Raw genomic sequence first — 25,509 nt, forward strand, 5'->3', positions numbered from 1 at the left:
TTGGGTGCTTGCTGTTGTATCAGGCAGAACTGGAAAATAACGAGAAAATTTATGAAATCAAAGTTAGGGCTGCATTCTCTGCTGATAGCAACCAGCGCCGTGTTGCTGATTTCCTGCCAGCAAGTACCAACTGAGCCGACTACAGAGCAGAATACAACACAAGCTAAAAGCTGGTTGGCAGGTGATCACCATGTGCACACCCATTACAGCGTGAAATGGGATAACTCTGTGTTTCCGCCAGCGCCGATTTTAGGTGGCGATGCTAAATACTCTATTCCGCTAAATGCCCAAATGGCAGCACATTACGGCTTAAGCTGGATGGTGATCACAGACCACGGTGGGCCAAATCGCGCCAAACTGGCGTTGGAGCAGGCTTATCCTGAACTTGTAGCCTCACGTAAAGCTTTACCGCAAATTCTGCAATTTTACGGTATGGAGTTTGATGTGCCGGGCAATAGCCCTGGGGGCCGTCATGCCAGTTTTATTATGCCGCACAGCCCGACAGAAGCAGAGCAGCTGTACCAGATAGAAAGCCGCTACAACGGCCGTCAGGGTGTGCCACCAGGGCCGGAAAAAGCTGAAGATGGCTTTATGCTGCAAGCACTTAAAGCTATGAATGAATTACCGGATAAACCTTTGCTTTTGGTGAATCATCCGGCGCGTTTAGCCACAGGTTTTCGGCAGTACAATAAAGTGACCCCAGCACAATTACGCGACTGGCAAGATACAGCACCAGATGTGGTCATCGGTATGACAGGGGCTGAAGGTCATCAAGCTGCGACTTTAAATCCGGATGGCAGCACAGACCCAAACGCCATTCGTGGCGAATACCCGCATTACCCAACTATGGGCGGTTATGACCAGATGACAGCCCGTTTAGGTGGGGTGTGGGATAGTTTACTCAGCGAAGGTCGACACTGGTGGGTGACAGGCGTATCAGACAGTCATGGCCATTACACCGACGGCTGGGCCGATTTCTGGCCAGGCCAATACGCCAAAACTTATGTCTACGCCGATAAAAACTACGATAGTATTTTTGCAGCACTCAAAGCAGGGCAGGTTTTTGTCACTACAGGCGATTTAATAAATGAGTTGTTTGTCGAAGTGGCAGTGAAAAACTCAGCTAAAACCGCCACAGCGGGTCAGACCTTGACTGTAAAACCTGACGATGAGCTGGTGCTACGGGTACGTTTTCGCGACCCTAACAGCAACAACGGCGGCGGTTTTAACCCGGAAGTTGAACGAGTGGATGTGATTCAGGGTTTTATCACAGGCCCCGCCTCAGAGCGAAATAGCGACGAAGCACCAGATTCCAAAGTCGCTAAACGTTTTTATGCAAAAGATTGGAGTAGCAAAGAAGGCTACAGCACCTTTGAGTTACCGCTCGGCAAAGTCAGCACCAGCCAATATCTGCGCCTACGTGGCACCAATAATAAAAACGAGTTGGAACCAGAGCCTGATGCCAAAGGCGAAAACCCATGGTCCGATTTATGGTTTTACAGCAATCCGGTGTTTATTAAGGTGTCCTTATGATTGGGCGCGGCTTATTGCTGGTTGTACTAACAGCGGCGATGCTGCTGAGCTCATGCACAACAAAAACCAGAGCGCATCATATCCATCTGATCTATCCGGCCGGTTCCCACAAAGCGATAGAACTTGCAGCCAATGACTTGCAGGCTGAGCTGGCGATGCTGCCTGGTGCCACTATTACCAAAGGTCCGCTGGCTAATGCAGAGGCCAACCTGACTATTCTGATAGGTGTCGCAGGGCAGTTAAAAGGGCATCAGTTGCTGAATGCAGAAAGTCAGACTTTGCTGGCAGAGATAAGCACACCCCGTTCAGGTCTGATGCATCAGCAAAAAGACGCCAAAGCGTTGATCCTGTTGGCCGGAGCTGATGTGCAGGGCACTCAATACAGTGTCTACGATTTTAGTCAGCAGTATCTGAATACCGATCCTCTGCGTTACTGGACGGGCAGCCAGGCTGAAGCTGTGTCGATGCAACAACTGTTGCAATTACAGACGCAGCGGATTGACGCTCCGGTGGTGCCATTGCTGGTGTATTTTGAAAATGATGTCGATGAGTTGGCGAACTTTCGTGGCACTAAGCTGCAATACGACTGGGAAAGCTTTACTGCCTTAGTCGATAGTCTGGTGTGGATGCGTTACAACGCTATTGAGCTGTTTGATATGTTGGGGCGTGTTGAGTTTTATCAGCGACCTGAGTACCAAAGCCGTTATCCGGAGTACCAGCTCGACAAAGCTTATCTGGATCGGATGATTGACTACATCCACGACAAAGGCATGTTGCTGCAGGTGGATATGATGATGGGGCGCCAATTAGGCTCATTGCCTGAAAAAGAGTCCAACTGTTGGTCAGAGCATCAGCAGAGCTGGAAAGACCTGTGGTTGTATTACTTAAAAGAAACCCCTATAGGCCGCGCCGATATATTTAGCTTGCGGCCACGGCATCAGGTCTGGGACTGGCCGTATCAAAGCGCATGCAACGAAGATAAAACACAAGTATTTAATCAGGTTTATGCCGCATTAGGCCAGTTGCTGGATCAGCAAAAGCCCGGCGCCATTAAGGTATGCACCTGTTACCACGATGGCATGGAGCTGTTTAATGCCGGTTTTAACCCGCCAAAAGACTTTATTGTGGCCTGGTCTGATAACGGCTGGGGTGAGTTCGATTATTTACCTAAGTCCGACAAAGGCCATGCCATGGGCACTTATGTGCATGCCGGCTTCTGGTTGAACCATGATGTGGCCGACCCTTACCCGAAGCGGATTGAGCAGGTGATGGACTTTATGTACCAGCAGCATAAAGCCGATCAGTACATGATGGTGAATGGCCAGACCTTCCGGCCTTTTTTACTGAATCTGGCCGCTTATGCAGAGTCGGCACGGCTTGGCAGGGTCTTTAACAGCGAAACTTTTACCACAGACTGGTTCAACCGCTACTTTGGTGCTACGGCTACGCCAGCCGCTGTGGGGGCTATGCAGCAGTTGCATCAGGCTCATGCCGAAGAGGTAGGTTATGTCGAAATTTTATGGCAGGTGAAGGTTCTGCAAGGCTTTTTAGCCGACACTCCGGTGCGACAACCTGGTAAACACGAATTTAGCGTGACAGCAGAACGGATCCAGCCCTGGTTCAATGCCACAGTCCCCCGTATCGCCGCTTTAGAGAGCGGTTTGCAGCAGGCGAATACCGGGCTAAATGCTGCAAAAAATCCGGTCTTTTATCATGATTTTGTGATGTTACCTCTGCAACTTTATCTGGATTTACTGAACTACAACCAACTGCTGTTGCAGATGGCGCAGATGAAACTTTATGCCGGTTCTGACTGGGCGGGCGAGCAGGGCGCAGCCTTGCTGCAACAGGCAAAAACTCAGTTGCAGTTGCTGCACCAGCGCCGTTTAACGGGGGATCAGAACCCTCGTTGGGCCAACTGGTATCAGCCTGATAACAGAAGGCCTAACAATGGTTTTCCTGTAATGGCTGATTTGGAGGCTATAGCACAGGCAAGGTAAGTAGTTCAGGCGAGACTGTAATTTAGATCCTTCTGTCCAAAGGGTTTCCAAGGGGTGTTAGTGACACAAAGGGAACAAGGCTCAGCGGATCTTTAAAAATATTTTAAAAACAGCTGTCAGGAAATGACGGGTAGCTGCTCTTTAAAATGAGAACTCTGAGTCGATGTCCTGCGTCGTGCTGCACAAAGCGGCTGCCGCCGAGGACCAGTTTTCTGTGCACCATAACCCATAAAAATACGGAGAAGGATATGCATTTGAAATCAGTACTGATTGGTCTTGGCATCAGTTGTTGTGTTGCTGCGCCTGTTACAGCGMAGCAGTCCGGCAGCTTTGATACCTTAAGTTATAATGTGGCCGGTTTACTGGAGTTATTTTCCAGCGCCGAAAGCGACAGGCAAGCCGCCACTGAGCAGATCAGCTGTTATGTAAACGACTTTGATATTGTGAACGTGCAGGAAGATTTTAACTACCACGCCGCTTTGTACGACACCTGCAACACTCATACCTATCGATCCTCCACTACAGGAGGTATGGGTTTTGGCAGCGGTTTAAACAGCATGAGCCATTTGCCTTTCAGCAGCATCAAACGAGTGAAATGGAACCACTGCAACGGCGTTGATTGCCTGACGCCCAAAGGTTTTACGCTGATGCAGGTGCGGCTGGCTGAAGGGGTTTATGTAGATATTTACAATCTACATACTCAGGCTCAGGTTGAAAGCGCCGACTTAAGCGCCCGTCGTAAWAATATTCTGCAGTTAAAACAATACATTAGCACCCAGTCAGTCGGCAATGCGGTGATAGTAATGGGGGATACCAATACCCGTTATACCCGCACAGGCGACAATATCCGTGAGTTATTGAGTTTAGGTTTTACCGATACCTGGGTGGAATTGTATCGCTCTGGCGATATTCCGGCTTTGGGTGCTGAAGCTTTGGTCTGTGAGCCAAAAATCAGCGCGGCCAACTGTGAAATTGTCGATAAAATACTGTACCGCGACAATGGTTATCTGAACCTGCAACTGCTGGATTATCAGGTGCGTCAGGATGATGAAACCCCGGAAGGATTGAAGTTGTCTGATCACCCGCCCCTGTCTGCAAACTGGAGTTACAGCACGCCAGCCAACAGGAAGATGAGCGATCAGTTTGGTGGCGATGGTGGTGTGTCCTTTAATGCGGTCAGCCAGTTACCTGCTACACCAAAAGTCAGTCAAATCAGCTTGCGCAGTGGCAGCAGAGTGGATCAGATCGGGCTGCAGCTGACTAATGGCCAAAGCTTTAGCAATGGTGGCAACGGCGGCACATTAAACAGCTTAACCCTGAATAGCGGTGAATACCTGAAGTCGGTAACTTTGTGTCAGGGCAATCGTAATGGCGCTATGCGGATTTTTTACACCAGCCTGCAAACCAGTGCGGGTCGCAGTGTAACTGGCGGCAGTCAAACTTCGAATTGCACCAGCTATCAGGCACCGGCTGGCTGGCAAATCAGTGGTTTTCATGGCCGTGCTGAAACTGAACTCGACAAGCTCGGCGTCATTTATAGCCCTGTAGCTTTATAATTCCAGATCGTTATTAAAATTGTGATTAAAGAAAAAGCCCGCTTGATGCTCTTGATAAGCACAAAGCGGGCTTTTTGTTGAAAACCTGAGTCTTACTTCATAGTCGGCATAGAAAACTGATTACCCTGGGCCTGACCATTAGGCCAGCGGGCTGTGATGGTTTTCATTCGGGTGTAAAAACGTACACCGTCCGGGCCATGCATATTCAATGGCCCAAACACGCTGCGTTTCCAGCCTCCAAAGCTGTGAAACGCCATAGGCACAGGAATAGGCACGTTGACACCCACCATACCGACTTGCACCTGGGCAGTAAATTCACGGGCTGCTTCACCGCTGCCAGTGAAAATAGCAGTGCCGTTACCAAATTCGTGTTGGTTAATCAGCGCCAGACCTTCAACAAAAGAAGGCACACGAACTACCGCCAGCACTGGGCCGAAAATTTCTTCACGGTAAATGCTCATATCAGGGGAAACCTTATCAAACAGCGTAGGGCCAACAAAATAACCCTGTTGATGCTGACTGACGACAAAGTTACGGCCATCGGCCACCAGAGTTGCGCCTTCAGCCACACCGGCATTAATGTAACTTAACACTTTGTCGGCATGCTGACGGCTGATCAAAGGGCCCATATGAGGTTCTGGGCTGACACCTGTGCCAGGTCCTACTTTTAATGTGCTGATTTCCTGTTGCAGCTGCGCTATTAACGCATCGGCCACTTCGTCACCAACACAAAGTGCGACAGAAATTGCCATACAACGTTCACCGGCTGAACCATAAGCTGCGCCCATTAAAGCGCTGGTTACTTGTTCAAGATCGGCATCTGGCATTACCAGCATATGGTTTTTCGCACCGCCCAAAGCCTGTACTCTTTTGCCATGCGCGCTGCCTGTGGCATAAACATATTCTGCTATTGGTGTGGAACCGACAAAACTAACAGCCTGCACGCGGGAGTCGGTCAGCAGCACGTCCACTGCTTCTTTATCGCCGTTGACCACATTAAACACACCTGCTGGTAAACCTGCTTCGGTTAATAGCTCCGCTAGTTTTAATGGTACTGTCGGGTCTTTTTCTGACGGTTTCATCACAAAGCTATTGCCGCAGGCGAGCGCAATAGGAAACATCCACAAAGGCACCATGGCAGGGAAGTTAAATGGCGAAATACCGGCACATACACCCAAAGGCTGCATCAGGCTGTAGCTGTCGACACCACGGCCAACGTTCATTGAATGTTCGCCTTTGAGTAAATGCGGAATACCACAGGCAAATTCGACCACTTCAATACCGCGAGTCAGCTCACCCTGAGCATCGGAAAATACTTTGCCATGCTCTTTGGTGATCAAAAGCGCCAGCTCATCTCTATGCTGTTCCAGTAAGGCTTTAAATTTAAACATCACACGGGAGCGGTTTAGTGGAGTCACCTGACTCCAGCTTTGAAAGGCAGTCGCAGCTGCGGCAATAGCGTCACGGGTTTCGTCTGCTGTTGCCAGACTGACCTGTGCTTGGGCTTCGCCTGTAGCCGGATTAAATACGCTTTGGCTGCGGCCGCTGTGGCTGGCGATATGCTGGCCGTTAATGTAGTTACCTAAAATATGGTTACCTAAAGTTTGCATACAAAAATTCCTGCTCAGTGCTTTGCTATTAATAAGGTTGATTCTGTTGTTGCTGCTGATAGTCAGACAAGGCCTGCAGTACGCCGCTTTGGCTGGACACCTGAGGAATAGCCACATCCCACCAGCTGCCGTTGTCTGTGCTGATTTGTGGGTCGGTTTTGATTTCAATCAGATAACTTTTGCTGGCAGCGCGGGCTCTGCCAATGGCTTGCTCCAGTTCGCTGATGTTGCCGACAGTTTCACTCAATGCACCTAAAGCGCGGGCATGACCGGCAAAATCAATAGCAGGCGCCTGACCTTCGCAGTCTTGCAGTAAATTGTTAAAGGCGGCATTGCCTGTACCTTTTTGCAGCCTGTTGATGCAGCCATAACCACTGTTATCCAGCAGCACCACAATAATTTTGCGGCCGAGCATCACAGACGTAGCGAGTTCAGAGTTCATCATCAGGTAGGAACCATCACCGACTACCACAAAAACTTCGCGGGCCGGACTGGCGATTTTGACACCCAAAGCACCTGCTATTTCGTAGCCCATACAGGAAAACCCATATTCCACGTGATAAGTACCAGGGCCTTCAGCGCGCCATAATTTATGCAGCTCACCCGGTAAACCACCAGCGGCGCAGACCACCACATCGGTTTTTTCTGACTGGCGTTTCACAGCACCTAATACCTGAGCGTCACTGGGCAAAACTCCTGCACCAGGATCTGCAGTCACTGCGTCGTAAAATTGTTGCCACTGCTGATTCAGTTGCTGCGCCTTTTTCAGCCAGCCGTCTTCACTTTTCCAGCAGGGCATAGCGTCATGCAACAGCTTCAGCAGCAGTGCTGCATCGCCGATCAGCGGTTTAGCTCTGTGTTTTAACGCATCAAAAGGGGCGACGTTAATTTGCAACAGAGTTTTACCGGCAAAAGCGGTGCGGGACTGAGTAGTGAAATCCTGCAATCGACTGCCAACGGAGATAATCAAATCGGCTTCAGCTGCCAGTTGGTTGGCGGCTGCCGTGCCCGTGACGCCAATACCACCTACAGCGCAGGAATGTTGCCAGGGCAAAACCCCTTTACCCGCCTGAGTTTCTGCCACAGGAATACGATGCGCTACGGCAAAATCGGCCAGTTGCTGACAAGCGCCGCTGTAATGCACACCACCACCTGCGATGATCAGCGGCTTACGGGCTGCCAGTATTAATTCCAGCGCATCGGCCAGTTCCTGTTCATCCGGGCCCTGACGACGAATACGGTGAATACGTTGTTCAAACAAATAAGCAGGGTAATCAAAAGCTTCGGCCTGCACATCCTGGGGCAAAGCTAAAGTCACAGGGCCGCAGTTGATCGGATCAAGTAAGGTTTCCATAGCTACAGGCAAGGAATGGATCAGTTGCTCTGGTCTGGTAATGCGATCAAAATAACGGCTGACCGGTATAAAACAGTCCGTGGCAGCTGTCATCGGATTCTGGAAATTTTCGACCTGCTGCAATACGGGGTCGGGTTTGCGGTTGGCAAACTGATCGCCTGGCAGCAGCAATAAAGGTAAGCGATTGACATGCGCCAGTGCTGCAGCTGTCACCATATTGGTTGAACCTGGCCCTATGGATGTGGTGCAGGCCATTATACGGCGGCGGTTATTGGCTTTGGCAAAGGCGATAGCCGCATGCGCCATAGCTTGTTCATTGTGGGCGCGGTAAGTTGGCAGACTGTCTTTCACCTGATACAAAGCTTCACCTAAAGCCGCCACATTGCCATGACCAAAAATGGCGAATACACCAGCAAAAAGGGGAGTGGCTTCACCATCTTCTTCGATGTACTGACAGCTTAAAAACTTAACCAGAGCTTGTGCTGCGGTTAAACGTACTGTGCTGTTCATGCCTGCACCTCTTGCTGCTGTTGTTTAGTTGGTGTTTTACGGTTCAGCCATGCGTTGACCAAAGCACGGTAGTTATCGCGAATTTGCTGCTGCAGCAGGGCATCGGTAATTTCACCAGCCAGCCAGGCCTGGCTGGGTTTGGCAAAAATAGTGCGGCCTATCGCAAAACCTTTACACAGCGGGAAAGCGGCACTGTCGGTAAAAGCCTGCATCAGCTCTGCTGCCGGAGCATCTAAGCCCAGCAGGATCACACCACGGCAATGAGGCGCTTCGCGGTTCACCAGCTCTGAAATTGCAGCCCATGAAGTTTTGCTTTGCGGCGGCAGTTTCCACCAGTCGGGTTTGATCCCGCGCTGATAAATCAGCTGCAGTGCCCGCACCATGGTCTGATCGTCCTGCACAGAACCTGCTGGCGGTATCACTTCAATCAGCAGTTCATGGCCTGACACGCAACAGGCGCGATAGAGCTCTTCCAGCTGTCGGGCCTGTTGTTGCCACAGCTCTGCGTCATCATCCGGGTGCATAAATACCAGACATTTGACGATATGCTGCTTTGGCCAACTGATAAGACGGGAACCAATAGAACGACCGCCTTCCAGTTCCAGCGGTCGTGAGGCTGGTACTTCGACAGGGCGACCTATCCACCAGCCAGTGCCTGTAACGTCGTTCAACGCATCCTGACCATAAGTATCATCAATCAACACACCTGCCTGCACTTGCCAGTTGGCTGTTGCCACTTCCTGCTGACAGGCGGCCAGTATCAGTTGTTTRAGTGTGGAGATCCGGCTTAAAGGCGCGCCCACAGCATTGGCCATATCCACGCATTGTTTACGGTGGTCAAAAGCCAGAATACAAAGCTCGTTCCAGCTTTGTGGGCTGCGTGTCGTCACTCTGTGCAGGTAATTCAGTTCCGGGTCTAAATCCGGTCTTGGGATCTTGTGCTGATTGGCCAGATAATAATCCAGCTCTTCTGGTGTCGGCACCGCAGGAGCGCAGCCGTGGCGGGATACCACCAAAGCACCGCTGGCATTGGCATAAGCGCAGCAGCGCTCGTAGCTTTCATCCTTGAGCCAGCCACGTAAAAAGCCGGACATAAAGGCATCACCTGCGCCTAAGACATTCAGCACTTCAACTCTGACACCCTGACTGAAAAAGGCCGAATTCAGATCATCCGGAATTTGGGCTTCAAAAATGCTGCAGCCATCTGCGCCGCGTTTCAGCACTATTACTGCATCGGTGAGCTTTCGCAATGTACGCAGGCATTCAATAGTGTCCGTGCTGCCGCCTGCTATATGAATTTCTTCTTCAGTGCCAACAATCAAATCACATAAAGGCACAATGGATTGCAAATGGGCGGTGACGCTTTGGTTAGAGACAAAACGATTGTCGCCTTCGCCTAAAGCCGTTAAACCCCAGAGTACGGGTCTGTAGTCGATATCCAAAATCACTTTGGTTTGATTTTTGCGGGCAAAGCTGATGGCGTGACGGGCCACTTTATCGACATGAGCGGTAGAGAAGTGAGTGCCTGTGATCAGTAAAGCTTTGCTGGAGGCGATATAAGCTTCGTCAAAGTCGCTGCAATCAATCGCCATATCGGCGCAGTCAGTGCGGTAAAACAGCAGAGGAAACTGATCCTTGGTTTTAATAGATAAAATGGCCAGAGCCGTCAGGCGTTTAGGATCTGTCACTACATGGCTGGTATCACAACCGGCTTTTTGCAGCTCCTCACGAATAAACTGACCAAACTGCTCATCACCCACCCGGGTCAGCATTGAGGCTTTCAGGCCCAATCGGGCTGCACCAAAGGCGATATTACAGGACGAGCCGCCTAAAGATTTGGCAAAAGAGCCAACATCCTGCAGCCGGTCGCCAATCTGCTGGCCGTATAAATCGACCGAAGCCCGGCCTAAACAAATCAGATCTAAAGTTTTGCTGGTGGTGTGCATTACTGCGCTCCAATGTGATCACGAATTGACCAGTGCAGGATAGAATGTATTTTCTATTTATACAATAGTTGGAATATTTGTTTTATTCGGATACACTCATTGAGAGCTAAAGCTTAAAGGAATTGAAAGCGCATGATATGCAGCACACAACAGCAACTGGAACAACTGATTGAGCAGCGTTTTGTCACACTGAGCAACAGGCTGCAGCAGGTTGCCCGCTATTTGCTGGATCATCCGGATACAGTAGCTTTTGGCACTACGGCCACTATTGCTGCAGGGGCAGGTGTGCATGCTTCTGCTTTGGTGCGTTTTGCCAATGCCTTTGGCTTTAGTGGTTTTTCTCAGATGCAGCAGCTGTTTAAAGACCGGCTGGTGCAAACTGGTCCTGATTACCAAAGCCGTATAGCTGCAGTAAAACAGGATGATTCAGTGCCCGGTGCTCAGGCTGGGTTGATGTATTTGCAACAAATCAACGCGGCCAATGAAAGAGCCATGCAGCAGCTGACTGAAGAGCTGGATCCGGCTTTACTAACCCAAGCCTGTGAGCTGTTGGCTCAGGCGCGCATTATTCATTTGCAGGGCGCACGCCGTGCTTATCCAGTGGCAAGTTATGCCAGTTATCTGCTGAGCAATACCGGTCTTGCTGTGCAGTTATTGGATGGTGTGGGTTATATGCAACAGGCGGCATTGAATTTAATCACATCAGAAGATGTGATTCTGGCTATTAGTTTTGCACCTTACGCCCCGGAAACCCAGTTAGCTATTAACAGAGCCAATGCCGCAGGGGCCAAAGTGATAGTGATCACCGACAGCAGATTAAGCCCTTTAGCTGCAGAAGCTGATGTCACTTTGTTGGTGCGTGAAGCTGAAGTGCATTCATTTCGCTCATTAAATACCAGTATGAATTTAATTCAGGCGCTGGTGCTGGCGCTTATTCACGATACTGAAGCTGTCACAGCAATATAGGGAGAGACAGATGTCCTATTTAYACCGTAAACCTCAGCTTGCCGACAGCTTAGGCCGTATTCAGCATATAACGCCGGAAAATGCCAACTGGCAGTATGTAGGTTTTGAAGTGGTGGTGCTCTCTGCAGGTGAGTCACACTGCTATCAGACAGGGCAGCAGGAGCTTTGCGCTGTTATTTTATCCGGCCAGGCAGATTTAGTTTGCTCAACCTTAAGTTTTAAAAATATTGGTGAACGTACTTCAGTATTTGAACAAAAAGCGCCTTATGCGTTGTATTTACCGCCTGGTGACTGGCTGGAAATTACGGCTTTAACCAATCTGGAAGTGGCCTTATGTAAAGCGCCAGCTCAAGGTGAGTTGCAAGCCCGATTAATTAAGCCATCAGACTGTGTCAGCGAAACCAGAGGGCAGGGCACTAATGAGCGGCAAATTTGCAATATTCTGTTTGGTAATTTACCGGCAGAACGTTTGCTGATCACAGAAGTGATTACGCCAGCAGGCCATTGGTCCAGTTATCCACCGCATAAACACGATACAGACGCTTTACCCAGCGAAAGTGCGCTGGAAGAAACTTATTACCATAAGCTAAACCCACAGCAGGGTTTTGCTTTCCAGCGGGTGTATACAGACGACAGACGTATTGATGAAACTATTTGTGTGGAGCATAACAACGTAGTGCTGGTGCCTGAAGGCTATCACCCTGTAGGTGCGCCTCATGGTTATCAGCTGTATTACTTAAATGTGATGGCAGGACCTAAGCGGCAGTGGGTATTTCATAACGACCCACAACACGAATGGATTATTAAAAAATGATGACGCAAAGCGCCAGAAATAGAGGGGCGGAGTTTATCCCCGCCTGTCTGTTACAGCGTCAAGTACGCAGGTTAGATGGTGCACAGGTGGAGTCGCGCACTATTAATTCGCAATCGTAAATATTGCTTTGATCTTCGGGAGTCACCGCTTCTGGCATAGGTTTGCCTTTGAGCTTATTAATCAGCATCAAGGCAGCGCGGTAGCCAATGGTCGCTATAGGCTGGCGCATAGTGGTCAGATTTGGCCAGACTTTAGTGGTCAGTGAAATATCATCAATGCCACAAATCGACAACTCATCCGGCACCTTAATGCCTCTGCTGTGCGCTTCATACAACACACCAGCGGCCATCTCATCGTTGGCCGCCAGAATAGCGGTAGGGCGTGGATTTTTACTGAGTAAGGTGGCTGCTGCATCTATACCGGATTGATAAGTGTAATAACCTTGTACTATCAGCGCTTCATTGACTGGCAAACCCTGATCGGCAAAAGCTTTGCGAAAACCAGTTTCAACACGAYGACTCGATTCCTGATCCGGATGGCCCAAGACAAAAGCTATGTCTTTATGGCGCAGGCGCAGCAGGTAATTGGTCATTTCACAGGCGGCTTTTACGCCGTTAAAACCTACACTGTCGCCACAGCCCTGATTTTTTGGACCTATGCGCATATAACAGACCTTTTTACGGTCCAGCATATCCAGCAGTTCCTGCTTGTCGCTCAAAGGTGGCACTAAAATCAGGCCATCAGCCAGGGTGTTATCAATAAACTCTTCAATTTCATTGACTAAGCCAGGAGCGCGATAGCGGCAGTCGTATAAAAATAAGCCCATATGCTCTTCACTGCAGCACTGCAAAATGCCTTTTTGCAGTTTCTGTAAATAACCAGGACTAGGATTGTCGGCCAGCAGGGCGATAAACAAAGAACGATTTTTCGCCAGCGCCATGCCCAACGGATTGCGTTTAAAGCCCAACTGATTAATAACAGCCATCACTTTGTCACGGGTTTCGACCGAGACATTGATCTCGTTATTGATCACCCTGGACACAGTTTTTTTCGAGACGCCAGCAAAGCGGGCTACATCGTTGATGGTGACTGAAGACATTATTCTGGGATACCCCTTAACAGGAAAATCAACAAGGTTCACAAAAAATCATACTAGCGGACGGCAGTATATCTGAACAGTGCTGCATTTGTTTTCTGGCTTATTGTTTTTATTCGTTAATTTATACCTATAATGCAAATTGACACCGGTGTCAATTTGCATTATAAATTCTGCCAACAGTCGCAGTACTTCGTTTTCAAAGCCATGAATGGGGTACTGTTGATTTCCTTTTATTTATCCAAGCTCAGGGGCCTGCGGATTTATGCCTGCCAAACTTCATTTGCATCCGGATCGTTTGTTTTCAAGCCATGGTGTTGAACGTGACATAGCCCGGCGTTTGTATCAGCAGGTAGCGGATTTGCCTATTGTTAGTCCGCACGGTCATACAGATCCGGCCTGGTTTGCATTAAATCAGCCCTTTGAGAACCCAACCGAATTGTTAATTAAGCCGGATCACTATGTATTTCGCATGCTGTACAGCCAGGGCATCAGTCTGGAGCAATTGGGTTTACGCCGTCGTGACGGCGAACCAGTAGAGCAGGACCCGGAAAAAATCTGGCAAATTTTTGCGGAGCATTTCCCGTTATTTCATGGCACACCGTCCAGCTTGTGGCTGAATCACACCTTTGTGAATACCTTTGGCATTGATCTGAAGCTGAATAAACAAACGGCCAGCCATTATTATCAGGTGATTAACGATGCGCTGCATACAGCGGATTTTTTACCACGCCGCTTATTTGAGCGTTACAACATTGAAGTGATAGCCACCACTGAATGTGCCACAGATGATTTGGCGTATCACCAGCAAATCAAAGCTTCAGGCTGGCAGGGCAAAGTGATCACTGCCTTCAGGCCAGATGGTGTAATAGACCCTGAACACGAACAGTTTCAAAGCAGGCTGACTAAACTGAGTCAAATCACAGATTTAGATTGCCGTAATTACGATCAGTACATAGCTGCTTTACGTCAACGCCGCGCCTTTTTTAAAGCAATGGGCGCAACCTCGACTGACCACGGCCACCCTACGGCGCAGACGGCGGATTTAACGGACGCCCAAGCCCGCAGCTTATTCGACCGTATTGTTAAATCTGGTGTAAGTAAGAGCGATGTCAGCGCCGCAGATGCCGAACTATTCCGCGCTCATATGCTGGTAAAAATGGCAGAAATGTCGCTGGACGATGGCCTGGTGATGCAGCTGCATCCGGGTTCATTTCGCAATCACAACGACCAGCTATTCCGCTTATTTGGTCGTGACAAAGGCGCTGATATTCCGCTGAGTATCGAATATGTGAAAGCGCTAAAGCCTTTGCTGGATAAGTTTGGCAACAATAAAGATTTAAGCCTGATTTTATTTACGCTGGATGAAACCACCTACAGCCGCGAACTCGCGCCTTTGGCCGGCCATTATCCTTGCCTGAAACTGGGCCCGGCCTGGTGGTTCCATGACAGCCCTGAAGGCATGATCCGATTCCGCCGTCAGACCACTGAAACTGCAGGTTTTTATAATACAGTTGGTTTTAATGACGACACCCGTGCCTTTTTATCTATTCCGGCGCGGCATGACGTAGCAAGGCGGATGGATGCTGTTTATCTGGCTGAGTTAGTGGCCCGGCATATGCTGGATGAAGAAGATGCTGCCGTGATTGCCAAAGATCTGGCATACGGCCTGGCGAAAAAAGCTTATCAATTGTAAGGGGTAACAGCGTGACTGAACCTGCAGTAACTTATCCACTTTTATCAGCTGCCACTTGCCCGCAGCAGGTCGCGCCTGACCGTGACAGCACCATACGTATAGTGCATTTGGGCATTGGTGCTTTTCATCGCGCCCATCAGGCTTTTTATACAGAGCAAATGATGCAATTGACAGCAGAGCGCAATTGGATGATTGCTGGTGTGTCGTTGCGATCAAGTGAAGTGGCAAATCAGCTGAACCCACAGCAAGGGCTTTATACGCTGGTGACTACGTCTGCTGCAGGCACAGAGCAACAACTGATTCAGTCTGTTGCCAAAGTATTGGTTGCGCCGGAAAACCCGCAGGCTGTGATTGAACTTATGGCCTCGCCTGAAGTGGCGATATTTTCCCTCACTGTCACGGAAAAAGGCTATTGCCTGAATCCGGCGACCGGCGATCTCGATTTAACTTTGGCTGATATTCAGCACGATTTAACCCATTTAGCGACTCCGAAAACGGCTATTGGTTATCTGGTGGCGGCATTGCAGCAGCGTTTTATCCGTAGGCTAAAACCAGTGACTGTGATCAGCTGCGACAATATTTCTCAAAACGGCAAAACTCTGGCGCGGCTGGTTCAGCAGTTTGCGGCGAAGATAGACGCTGAACTTGCACAGTGGATTAAAAGCCAGATCGCGTTTCCGGATTCGATGGTCGACCGTATAGTGCCAGCTACTACAGAGCAGGATATTCTGGCTCTGGCTGCTGACACTGGTTATCTGGACAAGGCCATGGTGAAAACCGAAAGCTACAGCCAGTGGGTACTTGAAGATCATTTTTCGTCAGAACGACCGGCATGGGAAAAAGCCGGAGTGATGCTGGTGAAAGAGGTTGCACCTTTTGAGCAGGCAAAACTGCGCTTACTCAATGGCGCCCATTCGGCTTTGACTTATCTGGGCRCTGTAGCAGGTTACAGTTATGTACATCAGGTGGTCGCCGATCCGGTGTTTTTGCGTTATCTGCGCCATTTAATGCGCAACGAGCTGATGCCTACATTACAGGCGCCGGAAGGGCTGGATTTAGCGGCTTATGTTGAAGCCTTGTTAAAGCGGTTTGCCAATCCAGCTTTAATGCACCGCACTATGCAAATTGCGATGGATGGCTCACAAAAAATTCCACCGCGTTTATTAGCTGCAGCGCAAATCAGGTTGGATAAGGGCCAGAGCGTGGATGCGATCTGCTTTGCTGTGGCAGGCTGGTTGCGTTTTAGCATGGGCTTTGATGCTAAAGGCGATACGCTGGAAGTGTCTGACCCGCTGGCTGAGCTGTTGATGCAAATCCGGTTGGAGCACTGGGATCATATAGACGAGCTGGTGGGGCAATACCTGGCGGTGAGTCAGGTGTTTCCGGCTGCGTTAAGCGCATCGCACGTGTTTCGCAGCAGGCTGACCTATTGGCTGAGTTATATTCTCGCCAACGGCGTGCCTACCGCCTTGCAAAGTTTATTATTGGAAGTTCAGGATTATTCAGCGGCGCCGCGCCTTGCCTCAGAGTTGGCTTCAGATCTGGTATCAGCGCGCGTCGGGAGAGCAAAATGATTAAAGTGACAGTCTGGAATGAATGCCGCCACGAAAAAGAAGATGCGGACGTGCAGGAAGTGTATCCGGAAACCATAGGTGGCTGCATCGTCAACCAGCTGAAACCTTTTGGTTTTGATCTGACGCTGGCGACCTTAGACGACCCTGAACAGGGCTGGCCAGCTGAACGTATTGCCGAAACCGAAGTGGCTATTTGGTGGGGCCACCGATACCACGACGAGCTGGATGATGCGCTAATCGACCAATTGCAGGCGAGGGTACTGGCTGGTATGGGCCTGATCGTTTTGCACAGCGGCCATCACGCCAAACTCTTTAAACGCCTGATGGGTACCAGCTGTAATTTAAGCTGGCGTGAAGCCGAAGGTGGTGAGCGGGAAAGGGTCTGGTGTTTAAAACCTGCTCATCCTATTGCCTACAATATTCCGCCGCAAATTGAGCTGCCGCAGTCAGAAATGTACGGCGAACCTTTTGATATCCCGGACCCGGACGAGCTGATTTTTAACTCCTGGTATCAGGGCGGTGAAGTACTGCGCAGCGGCTGTACTTTTAGCCGTGGACGTGGCCGGATTTTCTTTTTTGCACCAGGCCACGAAACCTTTCCTATTTATCGCAACGAACACATCACGCAAATTCTGGCCAATGCCATTCAATGGGCACATCAGCCGCACACCAGCGGCTGGATGATGGGCAACTGGGGACGACCAGTACCGCTGGAAGAGGGCGCACCAAAACAAACCTACTTTAAAAAACCACGCAAACTGATGTTGGCGGAGAAAGCTGCGAAGAAGGATAAATAAGCATCAGGGGCGGGCGTAATGCCAGCCCCAGTTCCAGAGCCTGATGTCAGGCGTTTAGATGTTGGTGGAAAAAACTGGTCATTTTGTCAAAAGGGATCACATCAAGCCGATCGTACAGGTCAATATGGGTAGCACCTTTGATAATCATCAGCTCTTTTGGCTCAGTTGCTGCGGCATAAGCCGTCTCGGCAAAGTAACGTGAATGCGCTTTTTCACCATGAATCAACAGTATTGGGCGTGGCGAAATTTCATCGACGTACGACAGCAATGGCATATTCATAAAGGACAATGGATTAGTGATAGTAAACGAGCTATTCGAATTAATAGCTCGTGGGTGGAAGCCGCGGTCGCGGGATTTATAATAGCCGGCATAGTCCACCATAAATTGTGGTTCACCACCTTTGAGTTCATTAAAAAGCGGCCCTAATTCTGGCTTACCTTGTTCAGCATCTTTCCAGCGTTGCTGGCTCAATTGCTCTAAGGTTTTTGTCCGCTGTTCTTTGGTCACACTGTCGTTATAACCTTTGGACATCACCCTTGTCATATCGTACATAGTGCTGGCCACTACAGCTTTGATGCGTTTGTCGACTGCGGCTGCATTTAATGCCATGCCACCCCAACCACAAATGCCTAAAATGCCAATACGCTCACGATCGACATTGGGTAATAAGCCTATAAAATCCACTGCTGCACTAAAGTCTTCGGTGTTGATATCGGGTGAAGCTACATGGCGAGGTTCACCGCCACTTTCGCCGGTAAAGGATGGATCAAAGGCCAGTGTGATAAAACCACGCTCAGCCATGATTTGCGCATACAAACCGGACGACTGCTCTTTAATAGCACCAAAAGGACCACCCACAACAATAGCTGCCAGCTTGCCGCTGGTATTTTTCGGCACATAAAGATCTGCGGCTAGCGTAATACCATAACGGTTTTTAAAGCTGACTTTTTTATGCTCCACTTTGTCACTTCTGGCGAAGGTTTTATCCCACTCTGTACCAAGTTTCAGTTCTGTTTGAGATGCGGAAGATACAGTTGCTGCTGAAGCTGTAAAAAGTGGCGCAACACAAGCGGCAGCGATACCTACGCCTGTCATTTTTAATAAATTGCGCCGGCCAGTGTCCGGTTGTCCGGCTTGTTTCATCTGGGATTGATCGTTGTTCATGGTTGCTATCCTTATGGCTTAATTAAGGTGAATAAGGCTGATAGTGGCGTGTTTTTCGCCGCTAAAGTTCAGCTGTTCTATACCGCTGCTGATCCGTCCAAGCCTTACAAGTCCAGGGGAATAAGCAAAATCCTGATAGTAAATCGCCAGATTGCCCCAAGGTGCGTAATAGCTGATATCGCCAACAACGGGAGTGCTGCCGGGTGGGGCGTTTTGCGTGGTCAGTTTGTCAGGCAAAAAAACGACTTTTTCGGTCGATGCGTAATCTTTAAGTTCTAATGTCAGCGGCAGGCGGGCGATAAAATCCCGCACTGTAGGGTTATCATCCAGACTGGCAAAGAGCACTGCGCCATCCAGTTCAATTTGAATTTTGTACACCTTTTGTATCTTGGACACTGGGGCCTCCTTCGATCTGATATCGGCATGGGCGGCAACTGGCATAAAAGCGCAGGCAATCAGAATAAAGACTGCTGCGAAAGACCGGGTTTTAAAGTAATCACGGTATGCTTTAGTCATCTGAAAGCCCCTCCAGTTTTTTTATGGCTGCAGTACGCCATGCCTTCTGGCGTATGGCTCACACAGGTATTCATTCAGTCACGTTGTCAGCAGGCAAAAACATAGATTTATATTGACAGAGCTTTTATATTTTGATTAGTAGACATAATCTTTATGTAGTTGTGAGAAAAATTCAGTAATGGCACAAAACAAGATGAATGATTTACAGGCCTTTCTGGTCGTGGCGCAGCAGCAAAGCTTTACCAAAGCAGCGGCTATTCTGCGGGTAAGTCCTTCAGCCTTGAGTCACACCATTCGCAGCCTGGAAGAACGTTTAGGCGTACGTTTGCTGACCAGAACAACACGTAATGTCTCGATGACCGAAGCTGGTGTGCGTTTGTCCGCGTCTATCAGCCCCTTGTTTGAGCAGATCAATGCCGAACTGGAGGCCTTGAGTGAACTCAGAGATAAACCCAAAGGCACGATTCGGCTGACCTGCACCGATGATCAAATCCAACTACATTTGCGCCCTATGCTGGCTGATTTTTTGCGTGACTACCCTGAGATCCAACTGGAGCTTTATGTTGATTACGGTTTTACTAATCTGGTTGAAGAGCGCTTTGACGCCGGGATCCGGCTTGGAGAATCCATCAGTAAAGATATGATTGCTGTGCGGATAGGGCCAGACTGGCGGTTGGTTGTGGTAGGTTCTCCCGACTATTTTGAACGAAACCCGGCACCGCTTACACCTGATAAGCTTACAGAACATAGCTGTATTAATATTCGCCATAGAGTGGCGGGGTCTATTTATGCCTGGGAATTTGAAAAAGACCAACGCTCTTTTACTGTCAAGGCGGAAGGCCCGTTGGTGTTTAACAGCATTATGCATGTGCTGAATGCGGCGCTGGACGGAATAGGGCTGGCCTATGTACCTGAACCTTTAGTTGCGCCTTATCTGGCTGACGGCCGACTAAAGATGATCCTGGCCGACTGGAGCCCATACTTTCAGGGCTACCATTTGTATTACCCAAATCGCCGTCAGGCATCACCTGCTTTTATGGCCTTTGTAAATGCAATTAGATATAGCAAGGGGCAGATTTGATGCCTGACTCTAGGGCCACTGTGAATGCAATCAGGTACAACAAGAACATAAACCCAAACTCTGGTCACGCAGCGCCTGAAAGCCGTTAGTTTTTGATCCTGTTTTATGTAAAAACACCTCAACACAATATGGAATAACAGATGCGGCAATTGGAATTACTGGATTTAATTGTGGAACCCGATGAATACAAGGTGTACCGCATTGTAAATCCGGGAGCAGTTGATTCAGACAAGCAAGAGCTGGATTTACCTAAGCTCTCGTTTGAGCTGTTGATCTATTTGATGGAGCATGCCGAAAAAGTCTGCACTGTGGAGCAAATATCTGCAGCCGTCTGGAAAAATACCATTGTAAGCAGTGAAACCATTACTCAACGTATTACATTGCTGAGAAAGGCGCTGGATGACGACCCCAAGCAGCCTAAATACATTGAGTCGGTGCGTGGCCGAGGCTATCGCTTATTGGCAAAGCCAATAGATAAGTCAGTGGTGAAGCCAACAGGATTTTCGTCCAGTACAGCTGTTGTACTCGCTGTACTTACAGTCTTTGCGCTTCTGAGCATTGCTTTAGTGCTGTATTGGATGGCGGGTAACGACACCGCAGTTTCCGATACAAGTGCGACTAATGCTGGGAGTCATGCCAGCAATCCGGTTGAGTTATTGATTGAGCGCGGAAATTACTATTTCAGCACGGGGCAGGGCGACAATACCAACAGATCCATAGAGTTATTTAACCAGGCACTCAAACTTGAGCCAAACAATCAGGCTGCACTTATTGGTTTAAGTGTAGCGCTGAGTAAATCGGTTTGCAGATACAACCAACCTGCTGAGCGCGCTATGGAAGCCAAACAATATGTGATGCAAGCGCTTGCGCTGGAAGGTAGCCGCACTGATAAAAGTAAAGCTCAGGCTGCGCTCGCTTATGCCTGGGATTGTCTTGGTAACCTGGACCATGCTTTAGAAGCCTATAGAGTATCGATACAACTCGACCCGAAAAACTATGCAAGCATGGGATCTGCTGCTCATTTGTTGGAAGCAAAAGGGCAGCTGATACAGGCTTATGAGTTAACGCTAAAAGCTAAACAACTGCTGCCGAATAACCACATGGCAGATTTGCAACTCAGCCGAATTTTTGAACTGCTGAACTTCACCTCAAAAGCACAACTTAGCTATCAGCAGTTGTTTGTGCTGTACCCCGACAATGTCTTTATCAACGCAGCTTACCCACGTTTTTTGTATTTTCAGGGGCGTTTCACCGAAGCGAAAAAAGAGATTGAAAAAGTACTGAAACGGGGCATCAAACGTGACGAGGTGTTTGTGTATTACGCTGAATTGGTCTGGTTGTTAGAGGGTAAAGAAAAGTCTTTGCCTTGGTTTACAACCGCAGCAGAGGTGAGTTCTGGCAATACGTATCCAAATACCTTGGCGCAGATTGCAAACAACCAGTTGACGACACAAGAGGCTATCAAAAGGTTAAGTAGCATTGAGGAGACGGTAGCCAGCGGTGACAGTTGGCCCATTAATTACATTGAGGCGTCTTTAATTGCTTTGTGGGCTGTAAAGGACGAAGAGGCGGCACTGAGTTATTTGCAAAAAGCTGTGCATTTGGGTTATTTAAACAGCGAGTATTTAGCTATTTCGCCTTTGTTTGCTGCCCTTAAGCAGCGGCCTGAATTTTATCAGTTGATTGACGACATAAATCAACGCAGAGAAAAGATGCACCAGCAGTTTCTGACAACTTATCCGCCACCAGAAACCTGATCCAGCAGCGGATAAATGAACTAATTGGTATATATAGTTAGTGCAGAATAGCCGGCAAAATATAGTCGCTGATCATCTGCGCCACTTGTGGGTGAGCGTATTTTTTGTTGTAGGCTTTTGCTGTGATCACAATAACCACTGGAATATCTTTAAAAATAAAGATTTTATTGCCGCCATTACCGCTGGCATAAGCCACTTCAAAAGACTGCTGACCTGATTGAATGGTGTCGTTCCAGAATAAATAGCCATAATGGCCGCTATCCTTTTGCTCAGTCCGGGCTGTTTGCTTCGCTAAACTCGCTTTTACCCACTGTGCAGGAATAATTTGTTGCTTGCCCCAGCGACCACCGTTTTTATACAGCTGACCGTATTTGGCAAAATCCAATGCTCTTAATCGAATGCCTCCGGCTGTATTGGCCACTTTTTGCGGTGTGTATTGCCACTGATATTTGGTGATGCCCAGCGGTGCAAACAGCTTTTTATCGGCATAAGCTTCAAGGCCTTGTGGCACAGTTTTTTGCAGCACGTCACCTAAGACCACCACACCAGCAGTAAAGTAGCTCCATTTTTTGGCTGAAGATGTTGGGTTTTGCATCGGTAAATCCAACGTGAATTTAACCCAGTCTTCAGTCGGGTACATATTTTCTTCATTACCAGGTGAAGCCGTATCTGAGTCATTTCCGGCAAAACCAGAAGTCATCGTCATCAGGTCTTTCAGGCTGACATTGGCTTTTTGGGCTGAATAGTTGTGGTAGTTTTTCAACGGGTAAAACTCACTTAGTGTTTGCTGTTCGCTTTGAATAAAACCTTCACTGATGGCAATTCCCAGCATAGTAGCAGCAAAGCTTTTACCCACAGAGCGCGGGTCGTGCAGCGATGAACGTTCACTGCCATTAAAATATTCCTCCATCAGCAAAGCACCATCTTTAATCACAACCACACTGCTGATGTCCTTGAAATCTTTTTCAGCAATTTTTTTATTCATCGCCCGAATTAAGTCTTTGTTGTAGGTATCTTTAGAGATCACCCAGTCATGGCTGGCCTGAATGGTTTGAATTGCAATTTGCTGCTCTGTGGCCTGAAGTTTTACCACCTGCACTGACACTTCACCTGCAGCAATAATGTCTCCAACTTTAATCTCAGCTGTTTTGACATAGGGCCTGATTTCCATTTTTAGTTGGTGTTTACCTTCCGTCAGGGCTTTTTCGCCACCCAGATGCATAAATCGCATCCATAAAAAACGCCCCCAGGAATCTTCGTTGGCTTCGCTAAAAAAGGGTTTCATCAGTATTTTGTTGGCAGCTTTTTCATTGTATAAGCCAGCAGCCGGGTTTAAGTTTTCGGTGTACACCACTGCGCCATCGACAGAAAAGGTAAATTGGTAATTGCCTATTTTGTTTAGTTCTTCTGCAGGTAACTCTGGTGCTAATTGCTGTAAATAAGCTGTCAGTGGCTTATCGAGCACCGCATTAAAATACAAGTTCTTTGCGCTATTCAGCTCAAAAGCCTGAACCAACTCAGCGGGTTGGTATGCCTCTATAGTTTTGGCTGTTTTTGAGAAAATAATTTTCCCGGCATACTTCTGTTGCAGCTCAGTAGGGATTGCCTTTGATTCTGGCTCAGTGGCTATCGCATTCGCTGCCAGGGTATGAGTGACGGCAAAGACCAAACCCAAAGACATCATCATTTTTACAGCGACTAACAGTGTTCTCTTCATCTTTTTTTACCTATCAAGTAACGGTGCCCGGCAACATAACAGCCGGGCCATTATTTAACCCAAAAGAAAGCATGAAGATTTGCTGAAGATTTAATAAAGGGCTGAATTCTGTTTTGTATTCAGTGGTTTACTTCATAAGTATCTGGTTAAGGCTGTGCCGCGAAGCGGCATTGAGGGGTTATGTGCCATAATTTTTCTTATGTCTCAATAGGGAGTCTGCAACAGCGCCAGCAAGGTTTTCATACCGTCGATGTAATGGCCGATGCGCAGATTTTCGTCGAAACTGTGTTGGTTGTTGTCGGCGTTCACCAGCGGCAGTATGACAAAAGGCACCTGCAAGGCGCTGACCAGTTGCTGCGTTGGCAAGCTGCCACCCATCATCCGGACGCGCACAACTTTCGCATTATTTTGTTGCAGCACCGCATAAACCCAGTTGCCAAGCGGCGAGTCCATCGCTGTGCGGGCTGCGTCACCGCCAGCGCCTGGTGTCAGTGAGGCGATTTTATTCTGTGTTGCGCGTTCGGTGTCTGTAGGTTCACCTTTGCTTAAGTACCATCCCTGAGCGCGAAGATGGCGTTCCAGCAAAGTCGTTAAATACACAGAATCTGCCTCAGGCGTGGTGCGCAGGTCCAGTTCTGCCACAGCCTGATGCGGAATAATATTGGCGGCTTTGTCACCGACAGCAGCAGCTTGCATGCCGCGGATATTCAACGATGGGTATTGCAATGCTTCCTGATAATTGCTGCCAACAGCGTCAGGCTGCGCAATACCGGTGCGCTTACGCAGTGCAGCTTCGTCATCCGGCACAGCGGCCAGCACCTTCAGCTCTGTCGCTGTCAGTTTCACCTTGTCGTAATAACCAGCGACAGTGACGCGGCCACTATCGTCTTTCATACTGGCCAGCAGCGCCGCAAGCCGCTGCGCCGGGTTTGGCACATAGTTACCATAATGGCCGCTGTGTAGAGGGAGTTTGGGGCCATACACAGTCAACGTAACGCTGGTTGCGCCGCGGTTGCCAAAAACCAGCGTGGGCTGGTTACTTTGATGCTGCGGGCCATCCAGTATTAACAAGCCATCCGAGCTTAATAACGCGGCATTGGCTTTGGCAATCGCATGGATGCTGGGTGAGCCTTTTTCCTCTTCACTATCGAGCAGTACTTTGACATTAAATTCAGGCGAGAGTCCGGCCGCTTTCATCGCGTCGAATGTTGCCAGTAACATCATGATCGGGCCTTTATCATCAGCCGCAGCGCGGGCGAATACTCTTAGTTCCGAGTCCAGCGGCTGTTGCTGCAGCGCTTTCTGATCCACTTCAAGCCACTGACCTTTAGCATCCCGTTTTTTCACCACAGCCTGCCACGGATTCGCCTGTGCCCACTGTTCCGGCAGCACAGGCTGACCGTCCAGGTGCATATAAAATAAGATGGTTTTCGCATCAGGCTTTGGGCTTTTATATTCGGCAAATAGCAGAGGTTTACCGTCATTTGGCAACTGCTGAGTTTTAAAGCCGCGCCGGGCAAATGCCTGCTCCAGCCAGTCGGTATTTTTTTGAATATCAGCAGGCACCACCGCATCATTTGGCAGCGCCAATAAGTCGAAATACTCAGCAAAACTCGCTTGCGCGGCTTTTAACACCAAAACGTCTGTTGTTGCTGATGCCTGCGTTTTGACGGTAAGCACCGCTGTACCTGCAACTGGCTGTGCCGAGGCAAAACCGTAGAAGCCCAGTAAGGTGCAGGCAATTAGAATTCTGTGAAAGTGGGCTGTAAGCATGGCTGTTTTCCTACTAAAGACCTTGCGTAGCGGAGCAGGGTGCTGTTA

18 protein-coding genes are annotated in these 25,509 nt (G+C 48.9%); 10 read left to right on the forward strand and 8 right to left on the reverse strand.

What is annotated here, in order from left to right; all coding sequences use genetic code 11:
• The first annotated feature begins 51 nt into the window (after positions 1 to 51).
• The 3 genes from P3C17_RS18610 (at position 52) to P3C17_RS18620 (ending at position 5,089) form a co-directional block, all read left to right on the forward strand.
• Positions 52 to 1,533: a phosphoesterase gene (locus P3C17_RS18610; protein WP_300930820.1), complete on the forward strand. Its 1,482-nt coding sequence runs from the start codon at positions 52 to 54 to the stop codon at positions 1,531 to 1,533.
• Complete coding sequence (locus P3C17_RS18615; protein WP_300930821.1) at positions 1,530 to 3,533, forward strand: glycosyl hydrolase 115 family protein; 2,004 nt, start codon at positions 1,530 to 1,532, stop codon at positions 3,531 to 3,533. Before P3C17_RS18610 ends, P3C17_RS18615 begins: the two co-directional genes overlap by 4 nt.
• A gap of 248 nt (positions 3,534 to 3,781) precedes the next feature.
• Entirely contained in the window at positions 3,782 to 5,089 is a 1,308-nt protein-coding gene (locus P3C17_RS18620; RefSeq protein ID WP_300930822.1) for a jacalin-like lectin, read from the forward strand.
• Between the two features lie 92 nt (positions 5,090 to 5,181).
• On the opposite strand, the gene P3C17_RS18625 is transcribed toward P3C17_RS18620, so the two are convergent.
• The 3 genes from P3C17_RS18625 to iolC are packed head-to-tail and all read right to left on the reverse strand — an operon-like array spanning position 5,182 to position 10,509.
• Positions 5,182 to 6,699 carry a CoA-acylating methylmalonate-semialdehyde dehydrogenase gene (locus tag P3C17_RS18625; protein ID WP_300930823.1) on the reverse strand — a complete coding sequence of 506 codons (1,518 nt, stop codon included), beginning with the start codon at positions 6,697 to 6,699 and terminating at the stop codon, positions 5,182 to 5,184.
• 28 nt (positions 6,700 to 6,727) lie between these two features.
• On the reverse strand, positions 6,728 to 8,563 hold the full coding sequence (iolD, locus tag P3C17_RS18630) for a 3D-(3,5/4)-trihydroxycyclohexane-1,2-dione acylhydrolase (decyclizing) (RefSeq protein WP_300930824.1): 1,836 nt from the start codon (positions 8,561 to 8,563) through the stop codon (positions 6,728 to 6,730).
• The gene (gene iolC, locus P3C17_RS18635) at positions 8,560 to 10,509 is read right to left on the reverse strand and encodes a 5-dehydro-2-deoxygluconokinase (RefSeq protein WP_300930825.1); all 1,950 of its coding nucleotides are present in this window, start codon (positions 10,507 to 10,509) and stop codon (positions 8,560 to 8,562) included. Before iolC ends, iolD begins: the two co-directional genes overlap by 4 nt.
• Before the next feature lie 132 nt (positions 10,510 to 10,641).
• Here iolC and P3C17_RS18640 point away from each other — a divergent pair, with 132 nt between their 5' ends.
• Positions 10,642 to 11,475, forward strand: a complete 834-nt coding sequence (locus tag P3C17_RS18640; RefSeq protein WP_300930826.1) for a MurR/RpiR family transcriptional regulator — start codon at positions 10,642 to 10,644, stop codon at positions 11,473 to 11,475.
• Between the two features lie 10 nt (positions 11,476 to 11,485).
• Positions 11,486 to 12,289 carry a 5-deoxy-glucuronate isomerase gene (gene iolB / locus P3C17_RS18645; protein ID WP_300930827.1) on the forward strand — a complete coding sequence of 268 codons (804 nt, stop codon included), beginning with the start codon at positions 11,486 to 11,488 and terminating at the stop codon, positions 12,287 to 12,289.
• Positions 12,290 to 12,347: 58 nt separating this feature from the next.
• On the opposite strand, the gene P3C17_RS18650 is transcribed toward iolB, so the two are convergent.
• The gene (locus P3C17_RS18650; RefSeq protein ID WP_300930828.1) at positions 12,348 to 13,388 is read right to left on the reverse strand and encodes a LacI family DNA-binding transcriptional regulator; all 1,041 of its coding nucleotides are present in this window, start codon (positions 13,386 to 13,388) and stop codon (positions 12,348 to 12,350) included.
• A 262-nt stretch (positions 13,389 to 13,650) separates the two neighbouring features.
• Here P3C17_RS18650 and uxaC point away from each other — a divergent pair, with 262 nt between their 5' ends.
• The 3 genes from uxaC to P3C17_RS18665 are packed head-to-tail and all read left to right on the forward strand — an operon-like array spanning position 13,651 to position 17,452.
• The gene (uxaC, locus tag P3C17_RS18655; protein ID WP_300930829.1) at positions 13,651 to 15,081 is read left to right on the forward strand and encodes a glucuronate isomerase; all 1,431 of its coding nucleotides are present in this window, start codon (positions 13,651 to 13,653) and stop codon (positions 15,079 to 15,081) included.
• 11 nt (positions 15,082 to 15,092) lie between these two features.
• Positions 15,093 to 16,655, forward strand: coding sequence for a mannitol dehydrogenase family protein (locus tag P3C17_RS18660; RefSeq protein WP_300930830.1), 1,563 nt, complete (start codon positions 15,093 to 15,095; stop codon positions 16,653 to 16,655).
• Positions 16,652 to 17,452 (forward strand): ThuA domain-containing protein, encoded by an 801-nt coding sequence (locus P3C17_RS18665; protein ID WP_300930831.1) that lies wholly within the window; start codon positions 16,652 to 16,654, stop codon positions 17,450 to 17,452. The genes P3C17_RS18660 and P3C17_RS18665 overlap by 4 nt, the downstream gene beginning before the upstream one ends.
• A gap of 46 nt (positions 17,453 to 17,498) precedes the next feature.
• Here the strand turns inward: P3C17_RS18665 and P3C17_RS18670 are convergent, their stop codons facing one another.
• Complete coding sequence (locus P3C17_RS18670) at positions 17,499 to 18,617, reverse strand: alpha/beta hydrolase (protein WP_300930832.1); 1,119 nt, start codon at positions 18,615 to 18,617, stop codon at positions 17,499 to 17,501.
• A gap of 18 nt (positions 18,618 to 18,635) precedes the next feature.
• Entirely contained in the window at positions 18,636 to 19,013 is a 378-nt protein-coding gene (locus P3C17_RS18675) for a cyclophilin-like fold protein (protein WP_300930833.1), read from the reverse strand.
• 313 nt (positions 19,014 to 19,326) lie between these two features.
• Between P3C17_RS18675 and P3C17_RS18680 the strand changes: the two genes are divergently transcribed.
• Positions 19,327 to 20,214, forward strand: coding sequence for a LysR family transcriptional regulator (locus P3C17_RS18680; protein WP_300930834.1), 888 nt, complete (start codon positions 19,327 to 19,329; stop codon positions 20,212 to 20,214).
• Positions 20,215 to 20,354: 140 nt separating this feature from the next.
• The gene (locus P3C17_RS18685) at positions 20,355 to 21,971 is read left to right on the forward strand and encodes a winged helix-turn-helix domain-containing protein (RefSeq protein ID WP_300930835.1); all 1,617 of its coding nucleotides are present in this window, start codon (positions 20,355 to 20,357) and stop codon (positions 21,969 to 21,971) included.
• A gap of 37 nt (positions 21,972 to 22,008) precedes the next feature.
• Here the strand turns inward: P3C17_RS18685 and P3C17_RS18690 are convergent, their stop codons facing one another.
• Positions 22,009 to 23,688, reverse strand: coding sequence for a serine hydrolase (locus P3C17_RS18690; RefSeq protein ID WP_300930836.1), 1,680 nt, complete (start codon positions 23,686 to 23,688; stop codon positions 22,009 to 22,011).
• A gap of 204 nt (positions 23,689 to 23,892) precedes the next feature.
• Positions 23,893 to 25,461 carry a M20/M25/M40 family metallo-hydrolase gene (locus tag P3C17_RS18695; RefSeq protein ID WP_300930837.1) on the reverse strand — a complete coding sequence of 523 codons (1,569 nt, stop codon included), beginning with the start codon at positions 25,459 to 25,461 and terminating at the stop codon, positions 23,893 to 23,895.
• Positions 25,462 to 25,509 lie beyond the last annotated feature (48 nt).

The sequence above is a fragment of the Rheinheimera sp. 1928-s genome, assembly GCF_029269265.1.
In the GTDB taxonomy this organism is placed as follows: domain Bacteria; phylum Pseudomonadota; class Gammaproteobacteria; order Enterobacterales; family Alteromonadaceae; genus Pararheinheimera.